Here is a 22,730-nt window from a genome sequence, read left to right as displayed (position 1 = left end):
TTCGTTGCTGCGCGGTGTGCGCCCGTAGGGCGTGGCATGCTCCTCCCCCGCCGGCCGGGTTGTGATTTCGCCGCGGTGTTGGGGATAACGGTTGTAGGCCGGGCGCGCGTCCATCGGTCCCAACCGGGTCCCGCTGCCTCAGCGCCGGAAGCCGCCCTCGGCGTCCAGAGTCTGACCGGTGACCGAGCCGGCGTCCGGGCCGGTCAGCCAGGCAACCACGGCCGCGGCGTCGTCCGGGTTGTTCCACCGCCCGCCCGGCATCGCCGCCGCCACCTGTTCGCGGGTGCCGGGATCGGCCCAGCCGGTGTCGGTCGGGCCGGGGTTGAGGCAGTTCACCGTGATGCCCTGCTCGGCCAGTCCGTCGGCCAGGCTGAGGGTGATCGACTGGATCGCGCCCTTGCTGAGCGCGTACGCCAGCTCCCCGGCCATCGGGCCGCGGTGCTGGCCGGAGGTGAACAGCACGACCCGCCCCGGGCCGGCGGCCGGTTCGTACTGGGCCGCGAAGGCCTGGGTGAGCAGCACGCTCCCCCGGGCGTTCGCCGCGAAGCAGAGGTCGAGCTCGGCCGCGGTCACCTCGGCGAGCCCGCCGGTGGCGCTGCGCGCGTGGTTGGCGACCAGCGTGGTGAGCGGTCCGGCCGCGGCCCGGGCCTGCGCGACGACGGCGGCCGGCGCACGTGGATCGGCGAGGTCGGCGCTGACGTGCGGCGGATGGCCGAGCTCGGCGAGGACGGCGGTCAGGTCGTCGCTCCCCCACGGCTGCTGCGCGTCGTGCGCTGCCCAGGAGTGGACGACGACGCGGTCGCCACGGTCGAGCAGCCGACGGGCGATGGCGAAGCCGATGCCGGCCCGCCGGCTGACCCCGGTGACGAGTGCGGTGGCCATGCCAGCAGTCTGCGCTGCCGACCCGCCGAGGCACCTGCCGCCGAGCTGACCGGCCCCTCGGCAGGGTCCCGCGCCGAGCTCGCGAGGCGTGGGGGGCCGAGGGGTCCTTTCTCACATGCTGGCGATCAGCTTCTCCACCCGCTCGTCGACGGCCTTGAACGGGTCCTTGCACAGCACGGTGCGCTGGGCCTGGTCGTTGAGCTTGAGGTGCACCCAGTCGACGGTGAAGTCGCGGCGCTTCTCCTGGGCGCGGCGGATGAACTCGCCCCGGAGCTTGGCCCGGGTGGTCTGCGGCGGCACGTTCTTGGCCTCGAACACCCGGGGCTCGTGGGCCACCCGGTCGACCTGGCCGGCCCGCTCGAGCAGGTAGTACAGGCCCCGATCACGGCGGATGTCGTGGTAGGCGAGGTCCATCTGGGCCACCCGCGAACTGGACAGCGGGAGATCACGCTTGGCGCGGTACCGCTCGATGAGCTGGAACTTGGTGGCCCAGTCGATCTCCCGCTCGATCAACGAGAGGTCACCGGAGTCGACGGCCTTGAGCGTGCGGCCCCACAGCTCGAGCATCTGCCGGTGCACCGGGCCGTAGCCCTCGCGGTCGACGAACTCGGCGGCCCGGTCGTGGTACTCGGTCTGGATCTCCAGCGCCGACATCTCCCGGCCGTTGGCCAGGCGCACCTTGCGCCGCCCGGTCATGTCGTGGCTGATCTCCCGGATCGCCCGGATCGGGTTCTCCAGGGTCATGTCGCGCAGAACCACGCCCTGCTCGATCATCCGCAGCACCAGGTCGGTGATGGTGACCTTGAGCAGCGTCGTCGTCTCGTTCATGTTGGAGTCGCCGACGATGACGTGCAGCCGGCGGTACTTCTCCGCGTCGGCGTGCGGCTCGTCGCGGGTGTTGATGATCGGCCGGGACCGGGTGGTGGCGCTGGAGACGCCCTCCCAGATGTGTTCGGCGCGCTGACTGACGCAGTACACCGCGCCCCGCGGGGTCTGCAGCACCTTGCCGGCACCGACGACCATCTGTCGGCTGACCAGGAACGGGATGAGCACGTCGGCGAGGCGGCTGAACTCGCCGTGCCGGCCGACGAGGTAGTTCTCGTGGCAGCCGTAGCTGTTGCCGGCGGAGTCGGTGTTGTTCTTGAACAGATAGATGTCGCCGGTGACGCCCTCTTCGTTGAGGCGCTGCTCGGCGTCGACCATCAGCCCTTCGAGAATTCGCTCGCCGGCCTTGTCGTGGACGACCAGTTCGCTGACGTCGTCGCACTCGGCGGTGGCGTACTCGGGGTGTGACCCCACGTCGAGGTACAGCCGGGAGCCGTTGCGCAGGAAGACGTTGGAGCTGCGCCCCCAGGACACCACCCGGCGGAACAGGTAGCGGGCCACCTCGTCCGGGGACAGCCGGCGTTGGCCCTTGAAGGTGCACGTGACGCCGTACTCGGTCTCGATGCCGAAGATCCGTCGTTCCACCTGCCCGAGCCTAGGCGTCCGCGGCGCGCTCGGCTCGTGTCCCGAGCGCGCCGCGCCGCTCACCGGTCCTCGGTGACGGAGGTGGTGTCACCCTTGCCGTCGGTCTCGCCACCGGCACCGTCGGTCACGGCCGGCTGTCCCGCGGCGTGTTCGGTGCCGCCGGCGGTGTCGACCGCCCCGGGGTCGCCGAGGCCGGGTGGGGTGCCCGGTGCGGGGGTGCTGGGCGCGTGGACGTGCGCGGCCTCGGCGGCCGGCTCGTCCTCGGCGGCTGCCGCGGACTCGTCACCGAGCAGGCTGCGCAGGGCGACGCCGACGACCCGCCGGAAGGCGCGCTTGGGACGCCGCCGGTCGAGGACGGCGACCTCGAGCTGTTCGGCGGGGAGCTGGTCGTGGCCCCCGCCGTTGGCCGCCGTCGCCGGGCTGACCGCGGACAGCGCCCGGACGCCGACCCGGAGCGCCTCAGCGAGGCCCATGCCGGGGAGGAAGTGCTCGCGCAGGTGGCCGCTGACCGCTTCGGCCTGCCCGCCCATCACCACGAAATCCGGTTCGTCGACGACCGATCCGTCGAAGGTGAGCCGGTACAGCTGATCGTGCTCGGGGGTCTCCCCGACCTCGGCGACGCAGAGCTCGACCTCGTAGGGCTTCATCTGCTCGGTGAAGATCGCGCCGAGGGTCTGCGCGTAGGCGTTGGCGATGACCCGGCCGGTGACGTCGCGGCGGTTGTAGGAGTAGCCGCGGACGTCGGCCAGGCGCACACCGGCGACCCGCAGGCTCTCGAACTCCGAGTACCGGCCCACGGCGGCGAAGCCGATCCGGTCGTAGAGCTCACCGACCTTGTGCAGGGTGGAGCTGGGGTTCTCGGCGATGAAGAGGACGCCGTCGGAGTAGGTGACGACGGCGACGCTGCGGCCGCGGGAGATGCCCTTGCGGGCGTACTCCGAGCGGTCGCGCATGACCTGCTCGGCGGAGGCGTAGTACGGCATGGTCATGGCTCAGCCCTGCCCGTCCGCGGCGGTGCGCTCCGCGACGATGGTGGCCGCCACGGAGGAGACCTGGTCGTCGGAGAGCCGGACGGCGCCCTCGGCGTCGACCCGGTAGACGATCGGGTAGAGCTTGCGGACCATGTCGGGGCCGCCGGTGGCGGAATCGTCGTCGGCGGCGTCGTAGAGCGACTCGACGACGGTGCGGGTGGCGGCATCGGCGGACAGACCCGGCCGCCAGGTCTTCTTCAGCGAGCTCTTGGCGAAGAGGGAACCGGAACCCACCGCGGTGTAGCCGTTCTCCTCGTAGTTGCCGCCGGTGACGTCGTAGCTGAATACGCGGCCCGGGCTGGTGCCCTCGGCGGCGTCGAGGTCGTAGCCGGCGAACAGCGGGACGACGGCCAGGCCCTGCATCGCGGCACCGAGGTTGCCCCGGATCATCGCGGCGAGGCGGTTGGCCTTGCCGTCGAGGGACATCGTCATCCCCTCGATCTTCTCGTAGTGCTCCAGCTCCACCTGGTAGAGCCGGACCATCTCGATCGCGATGCCCGCGGCCCCGGCGATGCCGATCACCGACCAGGAGTCGGCGGCGTAGACCTTCTCGATGTCGCGGGAGGAGATGAGGTTGCCCATGGTGGCCCGGCGGTCGCCGCCCATGAGCACACCGTCGCCGTACGTGACCGCGACGATCGTGGTGGCGTGCGGGCCGACCTCACCGAGCGGCATCGCCGGCAACGGGCGACGGCCGGGCAGCAGGTCGGGGGCGGTGATGCCCAGGAAATCGGTGAACGAGGAGCCCACCCGGTCCAGGTACGCGGGCGGGAACCCGCTCCGGCCAGCCGACTGGTCTGTCACCCATCCACCTCTCGTGCCGCCTGCCGACGGCTGTTCGTGCTGCTCCGTCCCGTGCGCCGGGAGGCGCTGGGACGTCCCGGCGACCCTATCGGTGGGCTGCCCGGGCGGCCCGGCGTGCCGGGCCGGGAGCCGGCGCTCCCTCCCCCTCCGCCGCCTGGCGGGCGCGGTGCCGCTCGACGTAGTCCGCCGCGGCGCGGAGCACGACCGGGTCGTCCCGGAACTGGCCGAGCCCGCCGTTGCAGTTGAAGCAGAGCAGCTGGCGAACCCTGCCCGTCACATGATCGTGATCGACGTGTCCGGCGGCCGCCGTCCGGCAGATGGCGCACAACCCGCCCTGGGCCTCGAGGAGATGATCTGCCTCGTCAGCAGTGATGCCGTACCGGCGAGTCAGGTGGTACGTACGTGAGCCACCAACCTTCTCGCGAGACGCCCGAGACCGTTTATTGTGGCAGGGCTTGCAGTAGGCGGAGTAGCCACTGGCCGACTGCACGGTCCTGACGAAGTTCTCGATGACGAGGACCTGCTCGCACTCGGGGCACCACTTGTGACCATCTGGCACCACCAACTCCGCCGGTGGTCGACGCTGCACTCGCGGTTGTGTCCGCCGCGCCTCACGGCTTCGCAAGGCTCTCTCGGCCAGGTGAACCCGACAGTAGAAGGCCATCCCGTCCCGAGAACGTGCGTTCTTGGAGAACTCGGACAATGGCTTGTAACCGCAACAATCCCTGCAGAATTTCACGTCCATCGCCATTTTGTCCGATGTTATCTATTGTCCCCCTTTTTGTACGTACTGGCGAACAAATTCTTCCGAGTTCTCCTCAAGAACGCCATCAATTTCATCAAGGATGGAGTCGACGTCGTCGCTCATCTCCTGGTGGCGCTCGGCGACGTCGGCGTCGACCGACGCCTCGACCTCGTCGGTCTCCTCGCGCGTGCGCGTGGCCTTCTGCTGCCCGCCGGTGTCCCTCGTGGCCATCTCACCCTCCGCTGCTCGGTGCTGGGGCTGTCTGGTGTGGGTCCTGCTGATCAGCAAGCTACCCGCGGGGTGCGACAGGAGTGGGCCTCCGCGTCACCCTCCGGTGATGGTGTCCACCAGCTCCTGCGCCGTCGACGTCGACTCGAACAGCATGCCGACGTGCTCCCGGGTACCGCGCAGCGGCTCCATCGTCGGGATCCGCACCAGGTTCTCCCGGCCGAGGTCGAACACCACGGAGTCCCAGGAGGCGGCGGCGACCTGGGCGGGGTACCGGCGCAGGCACTCGCCGCGGAAGTAGGCGCGGGTGTCCGACGGTGGGGAGGTCATCGCCCGGGTGACCTCCTCGTCGGTGAGCAGCCGCTGCATCGACCCGCGGGCCACCAGCCGGTGGTACAGCCCCTTGTCCTGGCGGACGTCGGAGTACTGCAGGTCGACCAGGTGCAGCCGGGAATCGCCCCAGCCCAGCCCGTCGCGCGTGCGGTAGCCCTCCAGCAGCCGCAGCTTCGCCGGCCAGTCCAGCCGGTCGGCACAGCGCATCGGGTCGATCGAGAGGTCCTCGAGCACCTCGGCCCAGCGGCGCAGCACGTCGTGGGTCTGCTCGTCGGTGTCGCCGGTGTCCGCGACGAACCGTTCGGCCCGGGCGAGGTACTCCCGCTGCACCTCCAGCCCGGTGAGCCGTCGCCCGTCGCGCATCCGCACCCGGTGGGTCAGCGTCGGATCGTGGCTGATCGCCTGCAGTTCGGCGACCGGGTCCTCGATGGTGAGATCCTTGCCCAGCGCCCGGGCCTCGATCATGGCCAGGACGAGCGACGTCGTCCCGACCTTGAGGTACGTGGACAGCTCGGCGAGGTTGGCGTCGCCGATGATCACGTGCAGCCGGCGGTACTTGTCCGCGTCGGCGTGCGGCTCGTCCCGGGTGTTGATGATCGGCCGCTTGAGCGTCGTCTCCAGGCCCACCTCGACCTCGAAGAAGTCGGCCCGCTGGGAGATCTGGAAGCCCTGCCGGCGGCCCTCCGGGCCGATGCCGACGCGGCCGGCGCCGGCGAACACCTGCCGGGTGACGAAGAACGGGACGAGGCCGCGGATGATGTCGATGAACGGTGTCCGGCGGTCCATCAGGTAGTTCTCGTGCGCGCCGTAGGAGGCGCCCTTGCCGTCGGTGTTGTTCTTGTAGAGCTGGATGGGCCGGGTGCCCGGGATGCGCGCGGCCCGGCGGGACGCCTCGGCCATCACCAGCTCGCCGGCCTTGTCCCACAGCACGATGTCGCGGGGGCTGGTCACCTCCGGCGTCGAGTACTCCGGGTGGGCGTGGTCGACGTACAGCCGGGCGCCGTTGGTGAGGATGACGTTGGCCATCCCGGCGTCCTCGTCGGCGTCGTTGTGATCCAGCGCGGTGGCGGGCGACAGGTCAAACCCGCGGGCGTCGCGCAGCGGCGACTCCTCCTCGAAGTCCCACCGCGGCCGCCGCCTGGTCGGCGCCTCGGCCACCGACCAGGCGTTGACCACCTGGCTCGACAACGTCGTCGGGTTCGCCCCCGGCTGGCCCGGCACGGAGATCCCGTACTCGAGCTCGGTGCCCATCACCCGTCGCACGCTCATGGTCGCCAGGTTAGAGAAGGGACCCTGCTGCCCCCCACGCCTCGCGAGCTCGGCGCGGGCCCCTGCAGCAGGGCCGTCGAGCTCACAGGTACTGGCCGGTGTTCGTCGCGGTGTCGATCGCGCGCCCGCTCTCGCTGCCCTTGCCGGAGATGAGCGTGCGGATGTAGACGATCCGCTCGCCCTTCTTGCCCGAGATCCGCGCCCAGTCGTCGGGGTTGGTCGTGTTGGGCAGGTCCTCGTTCTCCTTGAACTCGTCGACGCAGGCCGCCATCAGGTGGCCGACCCGCAGCCCCCCGACGCCGGTCTCCAGCCGGTCCTTGATCGCCATCTTCTTGGCCCGGTCGACGATGTTCTGCAGCATCGCGCCGGAGTTGAAGTCCTTGAAGTACAGGACCTCCTTGTCACCGTTGGCGTACGTCACCTCGAGGAAGCGGTTGTCCTCGGTCTCGGTGTACATCCGCTCGACGGTGCTCTGGATCATCCCGGCGATGGTCGCCTCGCGGCTTCCGCCGTGCTCGGCCAGGTCGTCGGCGTTGATCGGCAGCGTGGTGGTCAGGTACTTGCTGAAGATGTCGCGCGCGGCCTCGGCGTCCGGCCGCTCGATCTTGATCTTTACGTCCAGGCGGCCGGGCCGCAGGATCGCCGGGTCGATCATGTCCTCGCGGTTGGAGGCGCCGATGACGATCACGTTCTCCAGCCCCTCGACGCCGTCGATCTCGCTGAGCAGCTGCGGCACGATCGTGCTCTCCACGTCGGAGGACACCCCGGATCCGCGGGTGCGGAAGATCGAGTCCATCTCGTCGAAGAAGACGATGACCGGCGTGCCCTCGCTGGCCTTCTCCCGGGCCCGCTGGAAGACCAGCCGGATGTGCCGCTCGGTCTCCCCCACGTACTTGTTCAGCAGCTCCGGGCCCTTGATGTTGAGGAAGAACGACTTCCCCTGGCTCCGGTCGGAGTCGCCGTTGAGCGCCGCGACCTTCTTGGCCAGCGAGTTGGCCACCGCCTTGGCGATGAGCGTCTTCCCGCAGCCGGGCGGGCCGTACAGCAGGATGCCCTTCGGCGGGCGCAGCTCGTACTCGCGGAACAGGTCGGCGTGCAGGAACGGCAGCTCGACGGCGTCCCGGATCTGCTCGATCTGCCGGGACAGCCCACCGATGTCGGCGTAGTCGATGTCGGGGACCTCTTCGAGGATCAGCTCCTCGACCTCGCTCTTCGGGATCCGCTCGTAGACGTACCCGGAGCGGGACTCCAGCAGCAGCGAGTCGCCCACACGCACCGGCTGGTCGGCGAGGGAATCGGCGAGGTAGACGACCCGCTCCTCGTCGGTGTGCCCGATGACCAGCGCCCGGCGCGGAATGCCCTCGACCGGCTCGAGCAGCTCCTTGAGCATGACGACGTCGCCGGCCCGCTCGAAGCCACGCGCCTCGACGACGTTCATCGCCTCGTTGAGCATGACCTCCTGGCCGTGCCGGAGGTCGTCGACCGCCAGGGCCGGGGACACCGACACCCGCAGCTTCCGGCCACCGGTGAAGACGTCGACGGTGCCGTCCTCGAACCTGGCGAGGAAGACGCCGTACCCGGACGGGGGCTGGCCCAGACGCTCGACCTCCTCCTTGAGCGTGACCAGCTGGTCGCGCGCCTCGCGGAGCGTGGTGGCCAGCTTGTCGTTGCGCTCGGACAGGAAGGCCGCCCGGCCCTCCGCCTCGGCGAGGCGCTCCTCCAGCGCGCGCACCTGGCGCGGGCCGTCGGACACCTTGCGCCGCAGGAGGCCGATCTCCTCCTCGAGGTAGGAGATCTGGCTCACCAGTGAGGCGACGTCACGCTCACGTCGCGCTCGGAACTCGTCGGGATCCAGGGTCATCGCGCACCTCCACAGCCATCGGGGGGAGCCAGGACGCCAATCTATACACGCGGGAGGTGACAGCGCCGCAGCCCACGCGACCGGCGCGCGCGCCCGGCCAGGACGTCGTCCGGGCGCCACCCGGCCGACTCCGGCGAGCGGTCAGCCGGCGTTCTTGCGGCGCTGCCGGAGGGGTGCGACGGTGCCCTCGGCCAGCCGCCGGGCGGTGACCAGGAAGGCGGTGTGGGCGACCATCCGGTGCTCGGGCCGGACGGCGAGCCCCACCGCGTGCCACGGCCGGAGCAACGACTCCCAGGCGTACGGCTCGGTCCACAGGCCCTGCGCGCGCAGCGCCTCCATGTAGGTCGAGAGCTGGGTGACCGTCGCGACGTAGCCGACCAGGACACCGCCGGGCCGCAGCGCGGCGGCGACGGTGGGCAGCACGGCCCACGGCTCGAGCATGTCCAGGACGACGCGGTCCACCACCTCCTCGGCCGGGTGGTCGGCGAGGTCGCCCAGCCGGAGCGACCAGTTGGCCGGCACCTCGCCGATGAAGGCACCGACGTTGCCGCGGGCGACGTCGGCGAAGTCCTCCCGCCGCTCGTAGCTGGTGACCGAGCCCCGCTCCCCCACCGCACGCAGCAGCGAGCAGGTGAGGGCGCCGGAGCCGGCGCCGGCCTCGAGCACGCGCATGCCGGGGCCGACGTCGCCGAAGCCGACGATCTGCGCGGCGTCCTTGGGGTAGATGACCTGCGCCCCGCGCGGCATGGAGAGGACGAAGTCGGCCAGCAGCGGGCGCAGCGCCAGGTACCCGGTGTTCGCCGTCGAGTGGACGACGGAGCCCTCGGGCGCACCGATGAGGTGGTCGTGCTCGATCGCGCCGCGGTGGGTGTGGAACTGCTTGCCGGCCTCCAGGACGACGGTGTGCAGCCGTCCCTTGGGGTCGGTGAGCTGCACCCGGTCGCCGACCTGGAAGGCCCCGGGCGCCGCCGGCGGGGGTTCCGCCTCGACGGGCGCGGGCGCGGGCGGAGCGTCGGCGGGCACCTCGGTCGCGGTGGGGGCGGCTACCCGGGAGGCGCGCTCGATCGTGTCCTGCTGCTCGTCGCTCACGTACGGACAGGGTACGGACGGCGACCCTGGCCGCTCCCGGCGCGCACACCCGGAACTGTCGGAGGACCGATCTAGCCTCGCCCCATGACGTCGACCCTCGAGACGGACCCGTCCGCGGGAGTGGCCCCGGCGGGCGGCTCCTCGGACCGGACGTCGGCCGCCGACACGGCGCCCCGGCGGCCGTCCTTGTCCCCCTCGCGCGCCGCGGACTTCAAGTCCTGCCCGCTGCTCTACCGGTTCCGCACCATCGACCGGCTGCCCGAGCGCAAGTCGCCCGCGGCCGTGCGCGGCACGCTGGTGCACGCGGTACTCGAGCGGCTCTACGACCTCCCGGCGGCCGAGCGCACGGTCGAGGCGGCCCGCTCGCTGATCGAGCCGGCCTGGGCCGACCTGCGGGCGGAGCCCGGCGTCGCGGAGCTGTTCCCCGTCCCGACGGCCGCCGACGGGGCCGATGCCCCCGCCGGCGGCACGGCGGCCGGCCTGGAGGCGTGGCTGGCCTCGGCCGGCACGCTGGTGGAGACCTACTTCGCCCTCGAGGACCCGACCCGCATCCAGCCGCACGGCCGTGAGGAGCTGGTCGAGGTCACCCTCCCCGACGGGCTGCTGCTGCGCGGCTACGTCGACCGGCTGGACGTCGCGCCCAGCGGCGCGCTGCGGGTGGTGGACTACAAGACCGGCTCGATGCCGCGGGAGGCCTTCGAGGCCAAGGCCCTGTTCCAGATGAAGTTCTACGCGCTGGTCCTCTGGCGCACCCGCGGCGTGATCGCCGCCCAGTTGAAGCTGCTCTACCTCGGCGATGGCGACGCGCTCACCTACGCCCCCGACGAGGCCGAGCTGCTCCGTTTCGAGCGGACCCTGCAGGCGATCTGGGCGGCGATCGAGCGGGCGGTGGCCACCGCCGACTTCCGGCCGAACAAGAGCCGGCTGTGCGGCTGGTGCGACCACCAGGCGCTGTGCCCGGCGTTCGGCGGCACTCCGCCGCCCTTTCCGGCCGACGCCGCCGCGGCGGCCGGCTGGCGCACCACCCTTCCGGTCACCCCGCTCTGAGCCGCCGCCCGGTAGCGCGTGGCGTCCTGCCCAGCTCCACCCGGCGGTAGCTCGACCAGCGGGTCGGCGTCACTGGCCGGCGCCGCCGGCCTCGACCCTGAGCAGGTCGCCGAGCTGGCCGGCGGTCAGGCCCACCAGCCCGTGGCGGACAACCAGTCCGGGAAGTGGTTGCATCCGCTGTAACGACGGCACGCCCAGTACGGTTGCGCCCGCGGCCAGCCCCGCGGCGATGCCGACCTGGGAGTCCTCGATCACCAGGCACCCGCCGGCCTCGACGCCGAGGGCGGCCATCGCCTGGAGGTAGGGCGCCGGGTCGGGCTTGCGGGCCGGCGCCTCGTCGCCGCAGACGGTGACGTCGAACGGGTTCCCGCCCAGGTCGCCGGTGATCCGCTGCAGCACCGGGGCGGCCAGTCGGCGCGGCGTCGTCGTCACCAGCGCCGTCGCCACGCCCGCGTCTCGGACCGCGGCCAGCAGTGCGCGCGCGCCCGGGCGCCAATCGATCCCACCGGCGGCCATCAGCTCCGCCGTCCGGTCCTCTACCCAGCGGACGTCCCCCTGCAGGTCGACCTCGTCGCGCCGTACCCCGAGGTCGGCGTACAGGACGCCCATGGCGACCCGCATCGACGTCCCGACGGTGCGCTCCCGGGCCGCCGGCGACATGCTCCCGCCGAGCTCCCGGGCCAGGTCGCACATCGCCTCACCCCAGTACTGCTCGGTCTCCACCAGCGTGCCGTCCATGTCGAACAGCACTGCTTGCAGCGGCTGTAGATGGCCCTGCGGCAGGAGCCCACCGTGCGCGGGCGAGGGATGCGGGGATCCGGGGCCCTTCGAGTTCATTCGTCCTCCGTGCGGTAGCCGAGGTTGGGTGACAGCCAGCGCTCCGCCTCGGCGACGGTCCAGCCCTTGCGGCGTGCGTAGTCCTCGACCTGGTCCCGGGCGACCCGGCCCAGCACGAAGTACCGCGACTGCGGGTGCGAGAAGTACAGCCCGCTGACCGCCGCGCCGGGCCACATGGCCATGCTCTCGGTGAGCTCGATGCCGGTGGCGGCGGACACGTCCAGCAACTCCCAGATCGTCTGCTTCTCGGTGTGCTCGGGACAGGCCGGGTAGCCGGGCGCCGGGCGGATCCCGACGTACTTCTCGGCGAGCAGGCCGGCGCCGTCCAGCGTCTCGCCCGGCGCGTACGCCCAGAACTCCCGGCGCACGCGCTCGTGCAGCCGTTCGGCGAACGCCTCGGCGAGCCGGTCGGCCAGCGACTCCAGCAGGATCGCGGAGTAGTCGTCGTTGTCCGCCTTGAAGCGCGCCACCCGCTCGGCCGACCCGAGCCCGGCGGTGACCGCGAAGGCGCCCACGTAGTCGCGGAGCCCGGTGGACCGCGGTGCCACCAGGTCGGCCAGGGACTTGCGCGGGGAACCGTCCCGCCCCTCGGTCTGCTGGCGGAGCAGGTGCAGCGTCGCCCGGACCGCACTGCGCGACTCGTCGGTGTAGACCTCGATGTCGTCGCCGTCCACCGCGTTGGCCGGGAACAGCCCGACCACCCCGCTCGCCCGCAGCCACCGCTCGCCGATCAGCTGGTCCAGCATCGCCTGGGCGTCCTCGTACAGCCGGCGGGCCGCCTCGCCGGTCGTCGGGTTGTGCAGGATGTCGGGGAACCTGCCGCGCATCTCCCAGGCGTTGAAGAACGGCTGCCAGTCGATGTAGCGACGCAGCTCCTCGAGGGAGTAGTCGCCAAAGGTGCGGACGAACTGGGTGGCCCGGCCGTGCTGGTGCTCGCAGTCGGCCCCGGCGCAGACGTCCCGGGCCTGCTGGGCCAGCATCCGCGGCCGGGGCGGGGCGTAGCCGGTCCAGTCGATCGGTGTCGCGTTGGCCCGCGCGGCGGCGATCGGCAGCAGGGCGCGGGTGTCCTGGCGGGCGGCGTGCCGGTCGCGCAGCGTCTGGTACTCGGCGTCGGTCTCGGCGAGCAACCGCGGGCGCTGATCGTCCGACAGCAGCGCGGCCACCACCGGCACCGACCGCGACGCGTCCTTCACCCAGATCACCGGGCCGTGGTACTTCTGCGCCACCTTGACCGCCGTGTGCGCGCGGGAGGTGGTGGCCCCGCCGATGAGCAACGGGAGGTCGAAGCCCTGCCGCTCCATCTCCGACGCCAGGTTCACCATCTCGTCCAGCGAGGGCGTGATCAGCCCGGACAGCCCGATGACGTCGGCGCCCTCCGCCTTCGCGGCGTCGAGGATCTTCTGCGCGGGCACCATCACACCGAGGTCGACGACGTCGTAGTTGTTGCACTGCAGGACGACGCCGACGATGTTCTTGCCGATGTCGTGGACGTCGCCCTTCACGGTCGCCATGATCACCCGGCCGTTGCTGCGTTCGGCGTCCCCCGGCCGCTTCTCCGCCTCGATGAACGGGATCAGGTGCGCGACGGCCTTCTTCATCACCCGGGCCGACTTGACCACCTGCGGCAGGAACATCTTTCCCTGCCCGAACAGGTCGCCCACGACGTTCATGCCGGCCATCAGCGGGCCCTCGATCACCTCGATCGGCCGGCCGCCCCGCGCGCTGATCTGCGCCCGCAGCTCCTCGGTGTCCTCTTCGACGAACGCGTCGATGCCCTTCACCAGCGCATGCGTGATGCGCTCGGCGACCGGCAGCGAGCGCCATTCCTCGGAGGCGACCTCCTGCACCGCGCCGTCCCCGGCGAAGTCGCCGGCGATCTCGAGCAGGCGCTCGGTGCTGTCCGGCCGGCGGGCGAGGACGACGTCCTCGATGCGCTCGCGGAGCAGCGGCGGCACCTGGTCGTAGACCTCCAGCGCGCCGGCGTTGACGATGCCCATGTCCATGCCGGCCGCGATGGCGTGGTAGAGGAACACCGCGTGGATGGCCTCGCGCACGGGGTTGTTGCCGCGGAAGGAGAACGAGACGTTCGAGACGCCGCCGGAGACCAGCGCACCGGGCAGGTTCGACTTGATCCAGCGGGTGGCCTCGATGAAGTCCAGCCCGTAGCGGGCGTGCTCCTCGATGCCCGTCGCGACCGCGAAGACGTTCGGATCGAAGATGATGTCCTCGGCGGGGAAGCCGACGTCCCGGGTGAGGACGTCGTAGGCCCGCCGGCAGATCTGCTGGCGACGCTCGAGGGTGTCGGCCTGCCCGTCCTCGTCGAAGGCCATGACGACGATCGCGGCCCCGTACTTGCGGCACAGCCGGGCCTGCCGGACGAACTCCTTTTCGCCCGACTTCAGCGAGATCGAGTTGACGATCGCCTTGCCCTGCACGCACTTGAGCCCGGCCTCGATGACCTCCCACTTCGAGGAGTCGATCATCGTGGGCACCCGGCAGATGTCGGGCTCGGCGGCGATCAGCCTGGTGAAGCGGTCCATCGCCGCGATGCCGTCGATCATCCCCTCGTCCATGTTCACGTCGATGACCTGGGCGCCGGCCTCGACCTGCTGCCGGGCGACGGCGAGGGCCGCCGGGTAGTCACCGGCCTTGATCAGGTTCCGGAACCTGGCTGACCCGGTGATGTTCGTGCGCTCGCCGACGTTGACGAACAGGGAGTCGCCGGTGATGGTCACCGGCTCGAGCCCGGCCAACCGCAGGGCGGGCTGCACCCGGGGCGGGACCCGGGGTGCGAGCTCCCCGACCCCACCGGCGAGCTCGGCGATGTGCGCCGGGGTGGTGCCGCAGCAGCCACCGACGACGTTGACGAAGCCGGCCCGGGCGAACTCCGTCAGGATCTCCGCCGTCTGCTCCGGGGACTCGTCGTACTCGCCGAAGGCGTTGGGCAGGCCGGCGTTCGGGTAGCAGGAGACGAAGGTGTCGGCGATCCGGGCGATCTCGGCGAGGTAGGGCCGCATCTCCGCCGCGCCCAGCGCACAGTTGAGGCCGACCAGCAGCGGCTCCACGTGCCGCACGGAGTGCCAGAACGCCTCGGTGACCTGGCCGGACAGCGTTCGCCCGGAGGCGTCGGTGATCGTGCCGGAGACCATCACCGGCCAGCGGCGCCCGCGCTGCTCGAACAGCGTCTCCAGCGCGAAGATCGCCGCCTTGGCGTTGAGGGTGTCGAAGACGGTCTCGATCAGCAGCACGTCGCTGCCGCCGTCCACCAGCCCGTCGGCCTGTTCGAGATAGGCCTCGACCAGCTCGTCGAAGGTGACGTTGCGGGCGCCGGGGTCGTTCACGTCCGGCGAGATGGACGCCGTCCGGCTGGTGGGGCCGAGCGCCCCGACGACGTACCGGGGCTTGTCCGGGGTACGGGCGGTCATGGCGTCGCACTCGGCGCGGGCCAGCCGGGCCGCGGCGACGTTGAGCTCGGTGGCGAGACCGGCCATGCCGTAGTCGGCCAGGGAGATCCGGGTGGCGTTGAAGGTGTTGGTCTCGATCAAGTCCGCGCCGGCCTCGAGGTACTCGCGGTGGATGCCGGAGATGATCTCCGGCGCGGTGAGGCTGAGCAGGTCGTTGTTGCCCTGGACGTCGCTGGGCCACTCGGCGAAGCGCTCTCCCCGGTAGCCCGCCTCGTCCGGCCGGTCGCGCTGGATCGCGGTGCCCATCGCCCCGTCGAGCACCAGGATGCGCTGTTCCAGCCGGGCGGTCAGCTCGGCGGTGGCGTCGGGGCGGAGGGACGGGAGCTCGGACACAGGCGATCCTCGGGCGTCGATCGGGCACGATCACGGAGACGTCCGGCGCCAGGGCCCTGGCAACTCCGACGGGGGCGAGCCCCTCGTCGTCCTCGAACAACCCGACCATGGTCGCACTCCGCACCGTCCTGCGTGCACCGCGGTGCCTCCCCGCGCGGTCACCGGGGGCCGGGCGGCGGGATCGACGTAGGCTCGTGAAGGTGAGTGATCCGAAGTCCGCAGCAGACGACCTGCCCCAGCTGGACGACCCCGTCGTGGTGGTCGCGTTCGAGGGTTGGAACGACGCCGGGGACGCCGCCACCGGGGCGCTCGAGCACCTCGAGCTCATCTGGGACGCCACCCCGCTGGCCGCGCTGGACCCCGAGGACTACTACGACTTCCAGGTCAACCGGCCGACCGTCGCCCTGATCGACGGCATCAGCCGCCGGCTGGAGTGGCCGACCACCCGCATCTCGGTCGCCCGCCCGCCGGACGGCGACCGGCACGTCGTGCTCATCCGCGGCATCGAGCCCAACATGCGCTGGCGGGGCTTCTGCGCGGAGCTGATCGAGATCTGCCAGGAGCTCGGCGCGCACACCGTCGTGGCCCTCGGTGCCCTGCTGGCCGACACCCCGCACACCCGGCCCACCCCGGTCACCGGCTCCGCCTACGACGACGAGTCCGCCACGAAGTGGGGTCTGGAGACCTCCCGCTACACGGGCCCGACCGGCATCCTCGGCGTCTTCCAGGACGCCTGCGTGCAGGCCGGGCTACCGGCGGTGAGCTTCTGGGCCGCGGTGCCGCACTACGTGTCGCAGCCGCCGGCGCCGCGGGCGACCATGGCGCTGCTCCAGCGGGTGGAGGAGGTGCTGGAGGTGGCGGTGCCGCTCGGCGCCCTGCCCCAGCAGGCCGAGGAGTGGGTCACCACCGTCGACGAGATGGCCCAGGAGGACGACGAGGTCGTCGAGTACGTCCGGTCCCTGGAGGAGCGGGCCACCGCCACCGACCTGTCCCAGACCAGCGGCGACTCGATCGCCCGCGAGTTCGAGCGCTACCTGCGCCGCCGGGGCCCGTCCGGCAGCTGATCCCCTCCCCTGGCGCGCCGCCCCGCGCGGAGCCGGTGGCACGTTGCGATCACACGCGTGGTCACACCCCGGTCGTGGACGGTCCTCCCAGCCGCACATCCGGTGTCGGCCGAGCAGAGGAGCAGCCATGCCGTTCGTCAACGTGAAGGTCATCGAGGGCGTGTTCACTTCCGGCCAGAAGCAGGCCATCGTGGAGCGACTGACCGATGCGATGGTCGCCATCGAGGGCGAGGCCATGCGCGGCGTGACCTGGGTGGTCGTGGAAGAGGTGGCCAGCGGCGAGTGGGGCATCGGTGGGAAGTGCCTGACCACCGCTGACGTGAGGGCGCTGGCCGGCACTGCCGCCGGGTGACCAGCGGGTGGCGGTACCGGCGGGACACGGTGCCGCCACCCCGCCACCGCCACGCGCGGCCCGATGCAGCTACCGTCGCTCCGGCGGAGGAGGCGACGCCGTGACCGCCACCATCAGACTGCTCGGCCGACCCCGCATCGAGCGGGACGGGGCACCGGCCGTTGCCCCGCGGGGCAACAAGGCCTGGGCCCTGCTGACCTACCTCGTGCTGGCCGGGTGTCCGCCGAGCCGACAGCACCTGGCATCCCTGCTGTTCGGCGACGCGCTCGACCCCTTGGGCGCCCTACGCTGGAACCTGAGCGAGCTGCGGCGTGCGCTGGCCGGGATCGCCGTCCTCGACGGCGGCGGGTTAGCGCTGACCCTCTCCCCCGCCTGCGGCGTCGACGTCCGCCAGCTCACCGACGGCACATCCGCCCAGGCACTGGCTCTCGCCGACTTCGGCGCGGAGCTCCTGGAGGGGGTGGCACTCCCCGACGCGCCTGGGTTCGAGGCGTGGCTGGCGGCGGAACGGTGCCGGATCACGTCCTGCACCGAGACGGTCCTCGTCGAGGCAGCGCTCGACCTGCTCGCCGCGGGCTCCGCCGCGGCTGCGGCCCGGCTGGCCGCCCGGGCGGTGGCGATGAACCCGCTGGACCCCGACCACCACGCGGTGCTGGTTCGAAGTCTGACCGCGGCCGGGGACCGGCCCGGTGCTCGCCGGCAGGCCCTGCGCTGCACCGACCTGTTCCGCCGCGAACTCGGCTGCGCACCACCCGCTGAAGTACTCGCCGCCGCGACGGACCCGGTCCCTCGTCAGCCGCCGCTTCCCGCGAGCGCCGCCGCGGTGCGCTCCTACCTCGACGCCGGCCGCGCGTCGCTGATGGCCGGGGCCGTGGAGCGCGCGCTCGAGCAGCTGCGCCGGGCGGCGGGCATGGCGGTGGAGGTCGGCGAACCTGCCCTGCGCGCGACCGCCTATGTCGCGCTGGCCGGTGCACGGGTGCACGCCGCCGGAGAGCGGGGCACCGCGGTCCGGGGTCTCCTCCAGGAGGCGGCCGCCCTGGCCCGCGGGGTCCAGGCAGGTGACATCGTCGCCGCCGCCTGCCGCGAGCTGGGCTTCCTGGCCCTGCAGCGCGGTCAGCAGGATCGGGCATTGCTCTGGCTGGACGAGGGCCGCCGGTCCACCGGCGACGACGCCGAGATCGCCCGGCTGCTCGGGGTGCGCGGCATGTGCCTCACCGATGGTGCCGACTACCCCGGCGCCCTCGCCGCCCTGGACAGGTCCGCTGCCCTGGCCCGGCAGGTGGGCGACTCCCGGCAGGAGGCGTGGTCGCTGTCCATGATCGGACGCCGCCACGCCCTGCGCGGCGAGTACGCACTCGCAGCGGCCGTCCTCGACGGCGCGCTCGAGAAGGTGGCGCGGCAGGACTGGACGGCTTTCCAGCCGTGGCCGACGGCGTTCCGGGCTGAGGCGGCGGTCGGACTGGGCGACCTGAACGTTGCCCGCGAGCTGCTCGACCACGCCTGGGTGCTCGCGACCGAGAGCGATGACCACTGCTGGATGGCGACGGTCGCGCACGGGCAGGCCACCCTGTCACTAGCGGAGGGCAGCCCGGAGCGGGCACGGCGCTGGTGCGACCAGGGCCTGACCCCGGCGCCGTGGTACCTGTGGCCCTACGCCCGCCTGCTCGACGTCGTCTGCACGATCACGCTGGACACCGCCCCGGCCGCAGCAGCCGGTCCGGTCGACCGGCTGGCCGACCTCGCCTCGCGCGGCAGCATGCGTGACCTCCTGGTGCGCGTGCACCTGCACCGCGCCCGGGCCGGGTCCCGCACGGCGCTGGCGGCCGCCACCGCCATCGCCGGGCAGATCGACGACCCGGCCCTGCAGGCCCGGATCCAGGCCTGCCCGGTGGCGGGCTGAGCCCACCGCCGTGTCGACACGGGCGTTCGTCGACAGATCGACACGGCGATCTGTCGGCTCAGGACGTCACCAGCAACGGGCGCATCCGCGTGCCGGCCGTGTCGTCGAAGAGCCGGTCGTGCGTCGCGAGGGCGAACCGGTCGGTCATCCCGGTGACGTAGTCGACGACCTGGGTGACCGGGTCGGCCTCGGTGTCGCGGTAGCTGGCCGGCAGCAGTTCCGGGTGCGTGAGGTGGTGGTCGACCAGCCGGCGGATGACGTCGATGGCCACGTGCTTCTGCCCCGCCGCGGTGTCGGACTCGTACACCCGCTCGAACATGAACGTGCGGAGTTCGTGCATCGCCTCGAGCGCGTCGGCCCGCATGACCACCGCGCCACCGGTGTTGTCCGGCGACAGGCTGCCCTCGACGACCGCGGCGATCATCGCGCCGACCATCTCGCTGCCCGGGTCACCGAACACCGCCCGGGTGCGCGCGGGCAGGTCGCCGGGCTGCAGCACGCCGGCCCGGACGGCATCCAGCGCGTCGTGGGAGAGATAGCCGATCCGGTCGGCGTACCGCACGCACTCGCCCTCGCGGGTGGACGGCGGCGGGGTGATCTTCCAGCTGTGCGCCCGCACCCCGTCGCGGACCTCCCACGTGAGGTTGAGGTCCTCGAGCACCTCGACGATCCGGACGCCCTGGGCCGCGTGGTGCCAGCCACCCTCGACGTAGGGATCGAGCGCCTCTTCGCCGATGTGGCCGAACGGGGAGTGACCGACGTCGTGGGCCAGCGCGATCGCCTCGGCCAACGTCTCGTTGAGGCTCAGCGCCGCGGCCAGCGCCCGGGCCACCTGGGTGACCTGGAGGGTGTGGGTGAGCCGGGTGACGAAGTGGTCACCGTCGGGGTGCAGGAAGACCTGCGTCTTGTGTTTCAGCCGGCGGAAGGCCTTGGCGTGCAGGATCCGGTCGCGGTCGCGCTCGTACGCGGTGCGCAGTTCGTCCTCGGCCTCCGGCCGCACCCGCCCCCGGGTGGATGCCGACCGTGCGGCTGCCGGGGCCAGCGACTCCTCGGCCCGCTCCCGGGCGGCCCGGGCGGCCAGCCGGAACGGCGGCAGCGGCTCTGCCACGGCTAGAGATCGATCCCGAGCAGCGCGTCGACGATGTCCCGGACGACCGTCGGGGACTGCGGGTCCCAGTCGTCCACCGCCTCGGCGGCGGGCGCGCTGCTGCCCGAACCCGCCTCGGCCAGGCTGGCCGCCGCCCAGGTGTCGACCAGGGCGATCGCCCCGGGCGAGTCCAGGTCATCGGCCAACCGCTCGCGCACTCCGGTCAGCACCGGCCCGGCCGGTGCCCCGATCGGCAGCGCCACGGCGCGCCGCCAGGTGGCCAGCCGCTCCTCCGCAGCCGCGAGCAGGTCGGGGGTCCAGGCGCGGTCGGTGCGGTAGTGCCCGGCCAGCAGGGCCAGCCGCACGGCCATCGAGTCGACGCCGTCGCCGCGCAGCCGGGAGACGAACACCAGGTTGCCCCGGCTCTTGCTCATCTTCTCGCCGTCCAGGCCGATCATCGCCGCGTGCACGTAGGCCTGCGCGAACGGCTTGGTGCCGGTGAGCCCCTCGGCGTGCACCGCGGAGTACTCGTGGTGCGGGAACACCAGGTCGCTGCCGCCGCCCTGCACGTCGAAGCCCATGCCGATGGTGTCCAGCGCGATCGCGGCGCACTCGACGTGCCAGCCGGGCCGGCCGGCGACGCCTCGCGGCCCCGGCCAGGACGGCTCGCCGTCGCGGACACCGCGCCAGAGCAGCGGGTCGAGCGCGGACCGCTTGCCCGCGCGGTCGGGGTCTCCCCCGCGCTCGGCGGACAGCCGGAGCATCGTCTCCTCGTCGTAGCCGGACTCGCTGCCGAACCCGGGGGCCTGCGAGACGTCGTGGTAGACGTCGCCGGTCCCGTCCTCGAGCTGGTAGGCCAGACCGGCGTCCCAGAGCGTCTCGACGTGCCCGACGATCCGCGGGATGGCCTCGACGGCCCCGACGTAGTCCTCCGGTGGCAGCACCCGCAGCGCCGTCATGTCCTCCCGGAACAGCGCGGTCTCCCGCATGCCCAGGACGATCCAGTCCTCGCCGTCCCGGTCGGCGCGCTCGAACAGCGGGTCGTCGACGTCGGTGACGTTCTGCACGTAGTGGACGGCGTGCCCGGCGTCCCGCCACACCCGGTTGACGAGGTCGAAGGCCAGGTAGGTGGCGGCGTGGCCGAGGTGGGTGGCGTCGTAGGGGGTGATGCCGCAGACGTACATCCGGGCCGTGCGGTCCGGCCGGGTCTCGACGACCTCCTGCCGGGCGGTGTCGTACAGGCGCAGTGCGGGACCGGCCCCGGGGAGGGTCGGCAGGAGTGGGGCGGGCCAGCTGAGCACGGGTCGAGCCTAGATCGGGCTCCCGACGGACCGGCGCACGGCACCCGGGACGCCCGCCTCAGGGCCAGGGCCAGGTGACCGGAACGCGCAGACCGCGCCGCGCCAGCTTCAGAACGGCGGCCAGGGCAGCGCCGGCCACTCGCCGCTGGGCTCCGGGTGCAGCTGGGTCCGGAGCAGCTCGGCCACCCGCTGCTCGGTGCGCCGGACCTCGCGCCGGGTGAGGTGCTCGTGCAGCTGCTCCCCGAGGTCGCCGCGCAGGTCGTCGGCGAGCTCCTCCAGCACCGCGAGCGCGTCGAGCGGCAGCGGCTTGCCGGCCCAGCGCCACAGCAGGGTGCGCAGCTTGGGGTCGGCGGAGAAGCAGATGCCGTGGTCGACGCCGTACACGTGGCCGTCGGCCATCGGGATGATGTGGCCGCCCTTGCGGTCGGCGTTGTTCACCACCGCGTCGAAGATCGCCATCCGCCGCAGCCCGGGCACGTCCCGCCGGACGAACTCGGCCAGGTCGATCGTGGGGTCGGCGTCCATCCAGAGCTGGACCATGCCGGTGCCGAACGGGCCGTCCCGCAGCACGGTCGGCGGCACCACCCGCCAGCCGGTCGCCTCGGACACCAGGAACGCGCCGATCTCCCGGCCCGCGAGCGTGCCGTCGGGGAAGTCCCACAGCGGGCGCTCGCCCGCCACCGGCTTGTAGACGCACTCGCCCGCCAGCGTGTCGGTGCGGATCGCGCCGATCAGGGTGACGTTGCTGGCGTCCATGAGCCGGCCCTCGAGGTCGAGCACGCCCTCGGTGAGGAGGGTCCGCTCCTCCGCCTCGGTCGCCGGCGGGCGGCGGTCGCCGTGGTCGAAGACGCCGAGGTCCAGCTCCACGACCTCACCCTCCTCGCCGTCGGACTCGTCGTCGGCGTCGTCGAACTCCTCGACCCACTCGTCGGCGAGCGCGGGATCCAGCCCGGCGTCCGGCTGCTCGCTCACCGTCCGACCGTCCCCGGGGTTCAGCGGCGGTACCCGTTCTGCCGGGGGCACACGTGGCCCGCCGGGTCCAGCGGCAGCGAGCACAGCGGACACGCCGGCCGGCCGGCGGCCACGACGCGGCGGGCACGGGCCACGAAGGCACGGGCGGCGGCCGGGGTGATGACCACCCGGAGCGCGTCCGGGCCGTCGTCGCTGTCGGAGAGGATGGCGTCCTCCTCGACCGGCTCCTCGCCGGCGGCCACGGCCTCGACAACCACGGCGTCCTCGTCGCCGTCCCAGGCCAGGCCCATGGCGGCGACCCGGAACTCCTCATCGACCGGGGCGGTGAGCGGCTCCAGGTCGTCGACGTCGGCCTCGGGCGGGACGACGACCGTCGCGCGGTTGGCGATCTCGTCGAGCAGCTCGTCCATCCGCTCGGCCAGGACCTGCACCTGGGACTTCTCCAGCGCCACGCTGACCGTGCGGCCGGCCTCGTCGGAGGCCTGCAGGTAGAAGGTGCGGTCGCCGGGCTGGCCGACGGTCCCGGCGACGAACCGGGCGGGACGGTCGAAATGGAAGACCTGACGGGGCACGCGATCAGGTTACGCGGGTCCGCCGGTCATCCCGCGCGACGAGCGGGCAGGTCACCGGCGCGGCGCGACCGGGGCCCGATGGGCAGGGC

At 72.4% G+C, this 22,730-nt stretch carries 19 protein-coding genes; 4 read left to right on the top strand and 15 right to left on the bottom strand.

The window, feature by feature from the left end:
- Positions 1 to 138: 138 nt before the first annotated feature.
- From ACYVG5_RS01980 to ACYVG5_RS01940, 9 genes are all read right to left on the bottom strand, one after another.
- Positions 139 to 882, bottom strand: a complete 744-nt coding sequence (locus tag ACYVG5_RS01980) for an SDR family oxidoreductase (protein WP_222047922.1) — start codon at positions 880 to 882, stop codon at positions 139 to 141.
- Positions 883 to 993: 111 nt separating this feature from the next.
- Positions 994 to 2,352 (bottom strand): Pup--protein ligase, encoded by a 1,359-nt coding sequence (gene pafA, locus ACYVG5_RS01975; RefSeq protein WP_222047919.1) that lies wholly within the window; start codon positions 2,350 to 2,352, stop codon positions 994 to 996.
- 59 nt (positions 2,353 to 2,411) lie between these two features.
- Positions 2,412 to 3,341: a proteasome subunit alpha gene (gene prcA / locus ACYVG5_RS01970; protein WP_222047916.1), complete on the bottom strand. Its 930-nt coding sequence runs from the start codon at positions 3,339 to 3,341 to the stop codon at positions 2,412 to 2,414.
- Between the two features lie 3 nt (positions 3,342 to 3,344).
- Positions 3,345 to 4,187, bottom strand: coding sequence for a proteasome subunit beta (gene prcB, locus ACYVG5_RS01965; protein ID WP_222047912.1), 843 nt, complete (start codon positions 4,185 to 4,187; stop codon positions 3,345 to 3,347).
- A gap of 85 nt (positions 4,188 to 4,272) precedes the next feature.
- A complete protein-coding gene (locus ACYVG5_RS01960) occupies positions 4,273 to 4,851 on the bottom strand; it encodes an endonuclease VII domain-containing protein (protein ID WP_246630091.1) in 579 nt (192 codons plus the stop codon).
- A gap of 102 nt (positions 4,852 to 4,953) precedes the next feature.
- The gene (locus ACYVG5_RS01955; protein WP_222047909.1) at positions 4,954 to 5,163 is read right to left on the bottom strand and encodes a ubiquitin-like protein Pup; all 210 of its coding nucleotides are present in this window, start codon (positions 5,161 to 5,163) and stop codon (positions 4,954 to 4,956) included.
- 93 nt (positions 5,164 to 5,256) lie between these two features.
- Complete coding sequence (gene dop, locus ACYVG5_RS01950) at positions 5,257 to 6,762, bottom strand: depupylase/deamidase Dop (protein ID WP_246630090.1); 1,506 nt, start codon at positions 6,760 to 6,762, stop codon at positions 5,257 to 5,259.
- Between the two features lie 82 nt (positions 6,763 to 6,844).
- The gene (arc, locus tag ACYVG5_RS01945; protein ID WP_222047906.1) at positions 6,845 to 8,623 is read right to left on the bottom strand and encodes a proteasome ATPase; all 1,779 of its coding nucleotides are present in this window, start codon (positions 8,621 to 8,623) and stop codon (positions 6,845 to 6,847) included.
- 141 nt (positions 8,624 to 8,764) lie between these two features.
- A complete protein-coding gene (locus ACYVG5_RS01940; RefSeq protein WP_460682919.1) occupies positions 8,765 to 9,712 on the bottom strand; it encodes a tRNA (adenine-N1)-methyltransferase in 948 nt (315 codons plus the stop codon).
- An 84-nt stretch (positions 9,713 to 9,796) separates the two neighbouring features.
- On the opposite strand from ACYVG5_RS01940, the gene ACYVG5_RS01935 reads away from it, so the two are divergent.
- Positions 9,797 to 10,759 carry a RecB family exonuclease gene (locus ACYVG5_RS01935; RefSeq protein WP_222047903.1) on the top strand — a complete coding sequence of 321 codons (963 nt, stop codon included), beginning with the start codon at positions 9,797 to 9,799 and terminating at the stop codon, positions 10,757 to 10,759.
- A gap of 69 nt (positions 10,760 to 10,828) precedes the next feature.
- Here the strand turns inward: ACYVG5_RS01935 and ACYVG5_RS01930 are convergent, their stop codons facing one another.
- Positions 10,829 to 11,596, bottom strand: a complete 768-nt coding sequence (locus tag ACYVG5_RS01930; RefSeq protein WP_222047900.1) for an HAD family hydrolase — start codon at positions 11,594 to 11,596, stop codon at positions 10,829 to 10,831.
- Positions 11,593 to 15,393 (bottom strand): methionine synthase, encoded by a 3,801-nt coding sequence (gene metH, locus ACYVG5_RS01925; RefSeq protein WP_222047897.1) that lies wholly within the window; start codon positions 15,391 to 15,393, stop codon positions 11,593 to 11,595. The genes ACYVG5_RS01930 and metH overlap by 4 nt, the downstream gene beginning before the upstream one ends.
- Before the next feature lie 200 nt (positions 15,394 to 15,593).
- Here metH and ACYVG5_RS01920 point away from each other — a divergent pair, with 200 nt between their 5' ends.
- The 3 genes from ACYVG5_RS01920 (at position 15,594) to ACYVG5_RS01910 (ending at position 18,709) form a co-directional block, all read left to right on the top strand.
- Positions 15,594 to 16,457 (top strand): PAC2 family protein, encoded by an 864-nt coding sequence (locus ACYVG5_RS01920; protein WP_222047895.1) that lies wholly within the window; start codon positions 15,594 to 15,596, stop codon positions 16,455 to 16,457.
- Positions 16,458 to 16,584: 127 nt separating this feature from the next.
- On the top strand, positions 16,585 to 16,809 hold the full coding sequence (locus ACYVG5_RS01915) for a tautomerase family protein (RefSeq protein ID WP_222047892.1): 225 nt from the start codon (positions 16,585 to 16,587) through the stop codon (positions 16,807 to 16,809).
- A 100-nt stretch (positions 16,810 to 16,909) separates the two neighbouring features.
- On the top strand, positions 16,910 to 18,709 hold the full coding sequence (locus tag ACYVG5_RS01910) for an AfsR/SARP family transcriptional regulator (protein WP_222047890.1): 1,800 nt from the start codon (positions 16,910 to 16,912) through the stop codon (positions 18,707 to 18,709).
- 58 nt (positions 18,710 to 18,767) lie between these two features.
- Here ACYVG5_RS01910 and ACYVG5_RS01905 read toward each other — a convergent pair whose 3' ends face one another.
- The 4 genes from ACYVG5_RS01905 to ACYVG5_RS01890 all read right to left on the bottom strand — a co-directional run bounded on the left by ACYVG5_RS01905 (position 18,768) and on the right by ACYVG5_RS01890 (position 22,641).
- On the bottom strand, positions 18,768 to 19,817 hold the full coding sequence (locus tag ACYVG5_RS01905) for an HD domain-containing protein (protein ID WP_460682918.1): 1,050 nt from the start codon (positions 19,815 to 19,817) through the stop codon (positions 18,768 to 18,770).
- Between the two features lie 2 nt (positions 19,818 to 19,819).
- On the bottom strand, positions 19,820 to 21,097 hold the full coding sequence (mshC, locus tag ACYVG5_RS01900) for a cysteine--1-D-myo-inosityl 2-amino-2-deoxy-alpha-D-glucopyranoside ligase (protein WP_222047888.1): 1,278 nt from the start codon (positions 21,095 to 21,097) through the stop codon (positions 19,820 to 19,822).
- 108 nt (positions 21,098 to 21,205) lie between these two features.
- Complete coding sequence (locus ACYVG5_RS01895; protein ID WP_460682917.1) at positions 21,206 to 22,069, bottom strand: SCO1664 family protein; 864 nt, start codon at positions 22,067 to 22,069, stop codon at positions 21,206 to 21,208.
- A gap of 20 nt (positions 22,070 to 22,089) precedes the next feature.
- The gene (locus tag ACYVG5_RS01890) at positions 22,090 to 22,641 is read right to left on the bottom strand and encodes a DUF3090 family protein (protein ID WP_222047886.1); all 552 of its coding nucleotides are present in this window, start codon (positions 22,639 to 22,641) and stop codon (positions 22,090 to 22,092) included.
- Between the last annotated feature and the right edge of the window lie 89 nt (positions 22,642 to 22,730).

The sequence above is a fragment of the Modestobacter lapidis genome (assembly GCF_054780755.1).
This window is presented reverse-complemented; position numbering and strand designations above follow the sequence as displayed.

Excerpts from the sequence above, each read along its gene's own strand:
- ACYVG5_RS01980 (WP_222047922.1), bottom strand. The coding sequence starts at position 882 with ATGGCCACCGCACTCGTCACCGGGGTCAGCCGGCGGGCCGGCATCGGC.
- prcA (WP_222047916.1), bottom strand. The coding sequence starts at position 3,341 with ATGACCATGCCGTACTACGCCTCCGCCGAGCAGGTCATGCGCGACCGC.
- ACYVG5_RS01960 (WP_246630091.1), bottom strand. The coding sequence starts at position 4,851 with ATGGCCTTCTACTGTCGGGTTCACCTGGCCGAGAGAGCCTTGCGAAGC.
- ACYVG5_RS01955 (WP_222047909.1), bottom strand. The coding sequence starts at position 5,163 with ATGGCCACGAGGGACACCGGCGGGCAGCAGAAGGCCACGCGCACGCGC.
- dop (WP_246630090.1), bottom strand. The coding sequence starts at position 6,762 with ATGAGCGTGCGACGGGTGATGGGCACCGAGCTCGAGTACGGGATCTCC.
- arc (WP_222047906.1), bottom strand. The coding sequence starts at position 8,623 with ATGACCCTGGATCCCGACGAGTTCCGAGCGCGACGTGAGCGTGACGTC.
- ACYVG5_RS01935 (WP_222047903.1), top strand. The coding sequence starts at position 9,797 with ATGACGTCGACCCTCGAGACGGACCCGTCCGCGGGAGTGGCCCCGGCG.
- ACYVG5_RS01930 (WP_222047900.1), bottom strand. The coding sequence starts at position 11,596 with ATGAACTCGAAGGGCCCCGGATCCCCGCATCCCTCGCCCGCGCACGGT.
- ACYVG5_RS01915 (WP_222047892.1), top strand. The coding sequence starts at position 16,585 with ATGCCGTTCGTCAACGTGAAGGTCATCGAGGGCGTGTTCACTTCCGGC.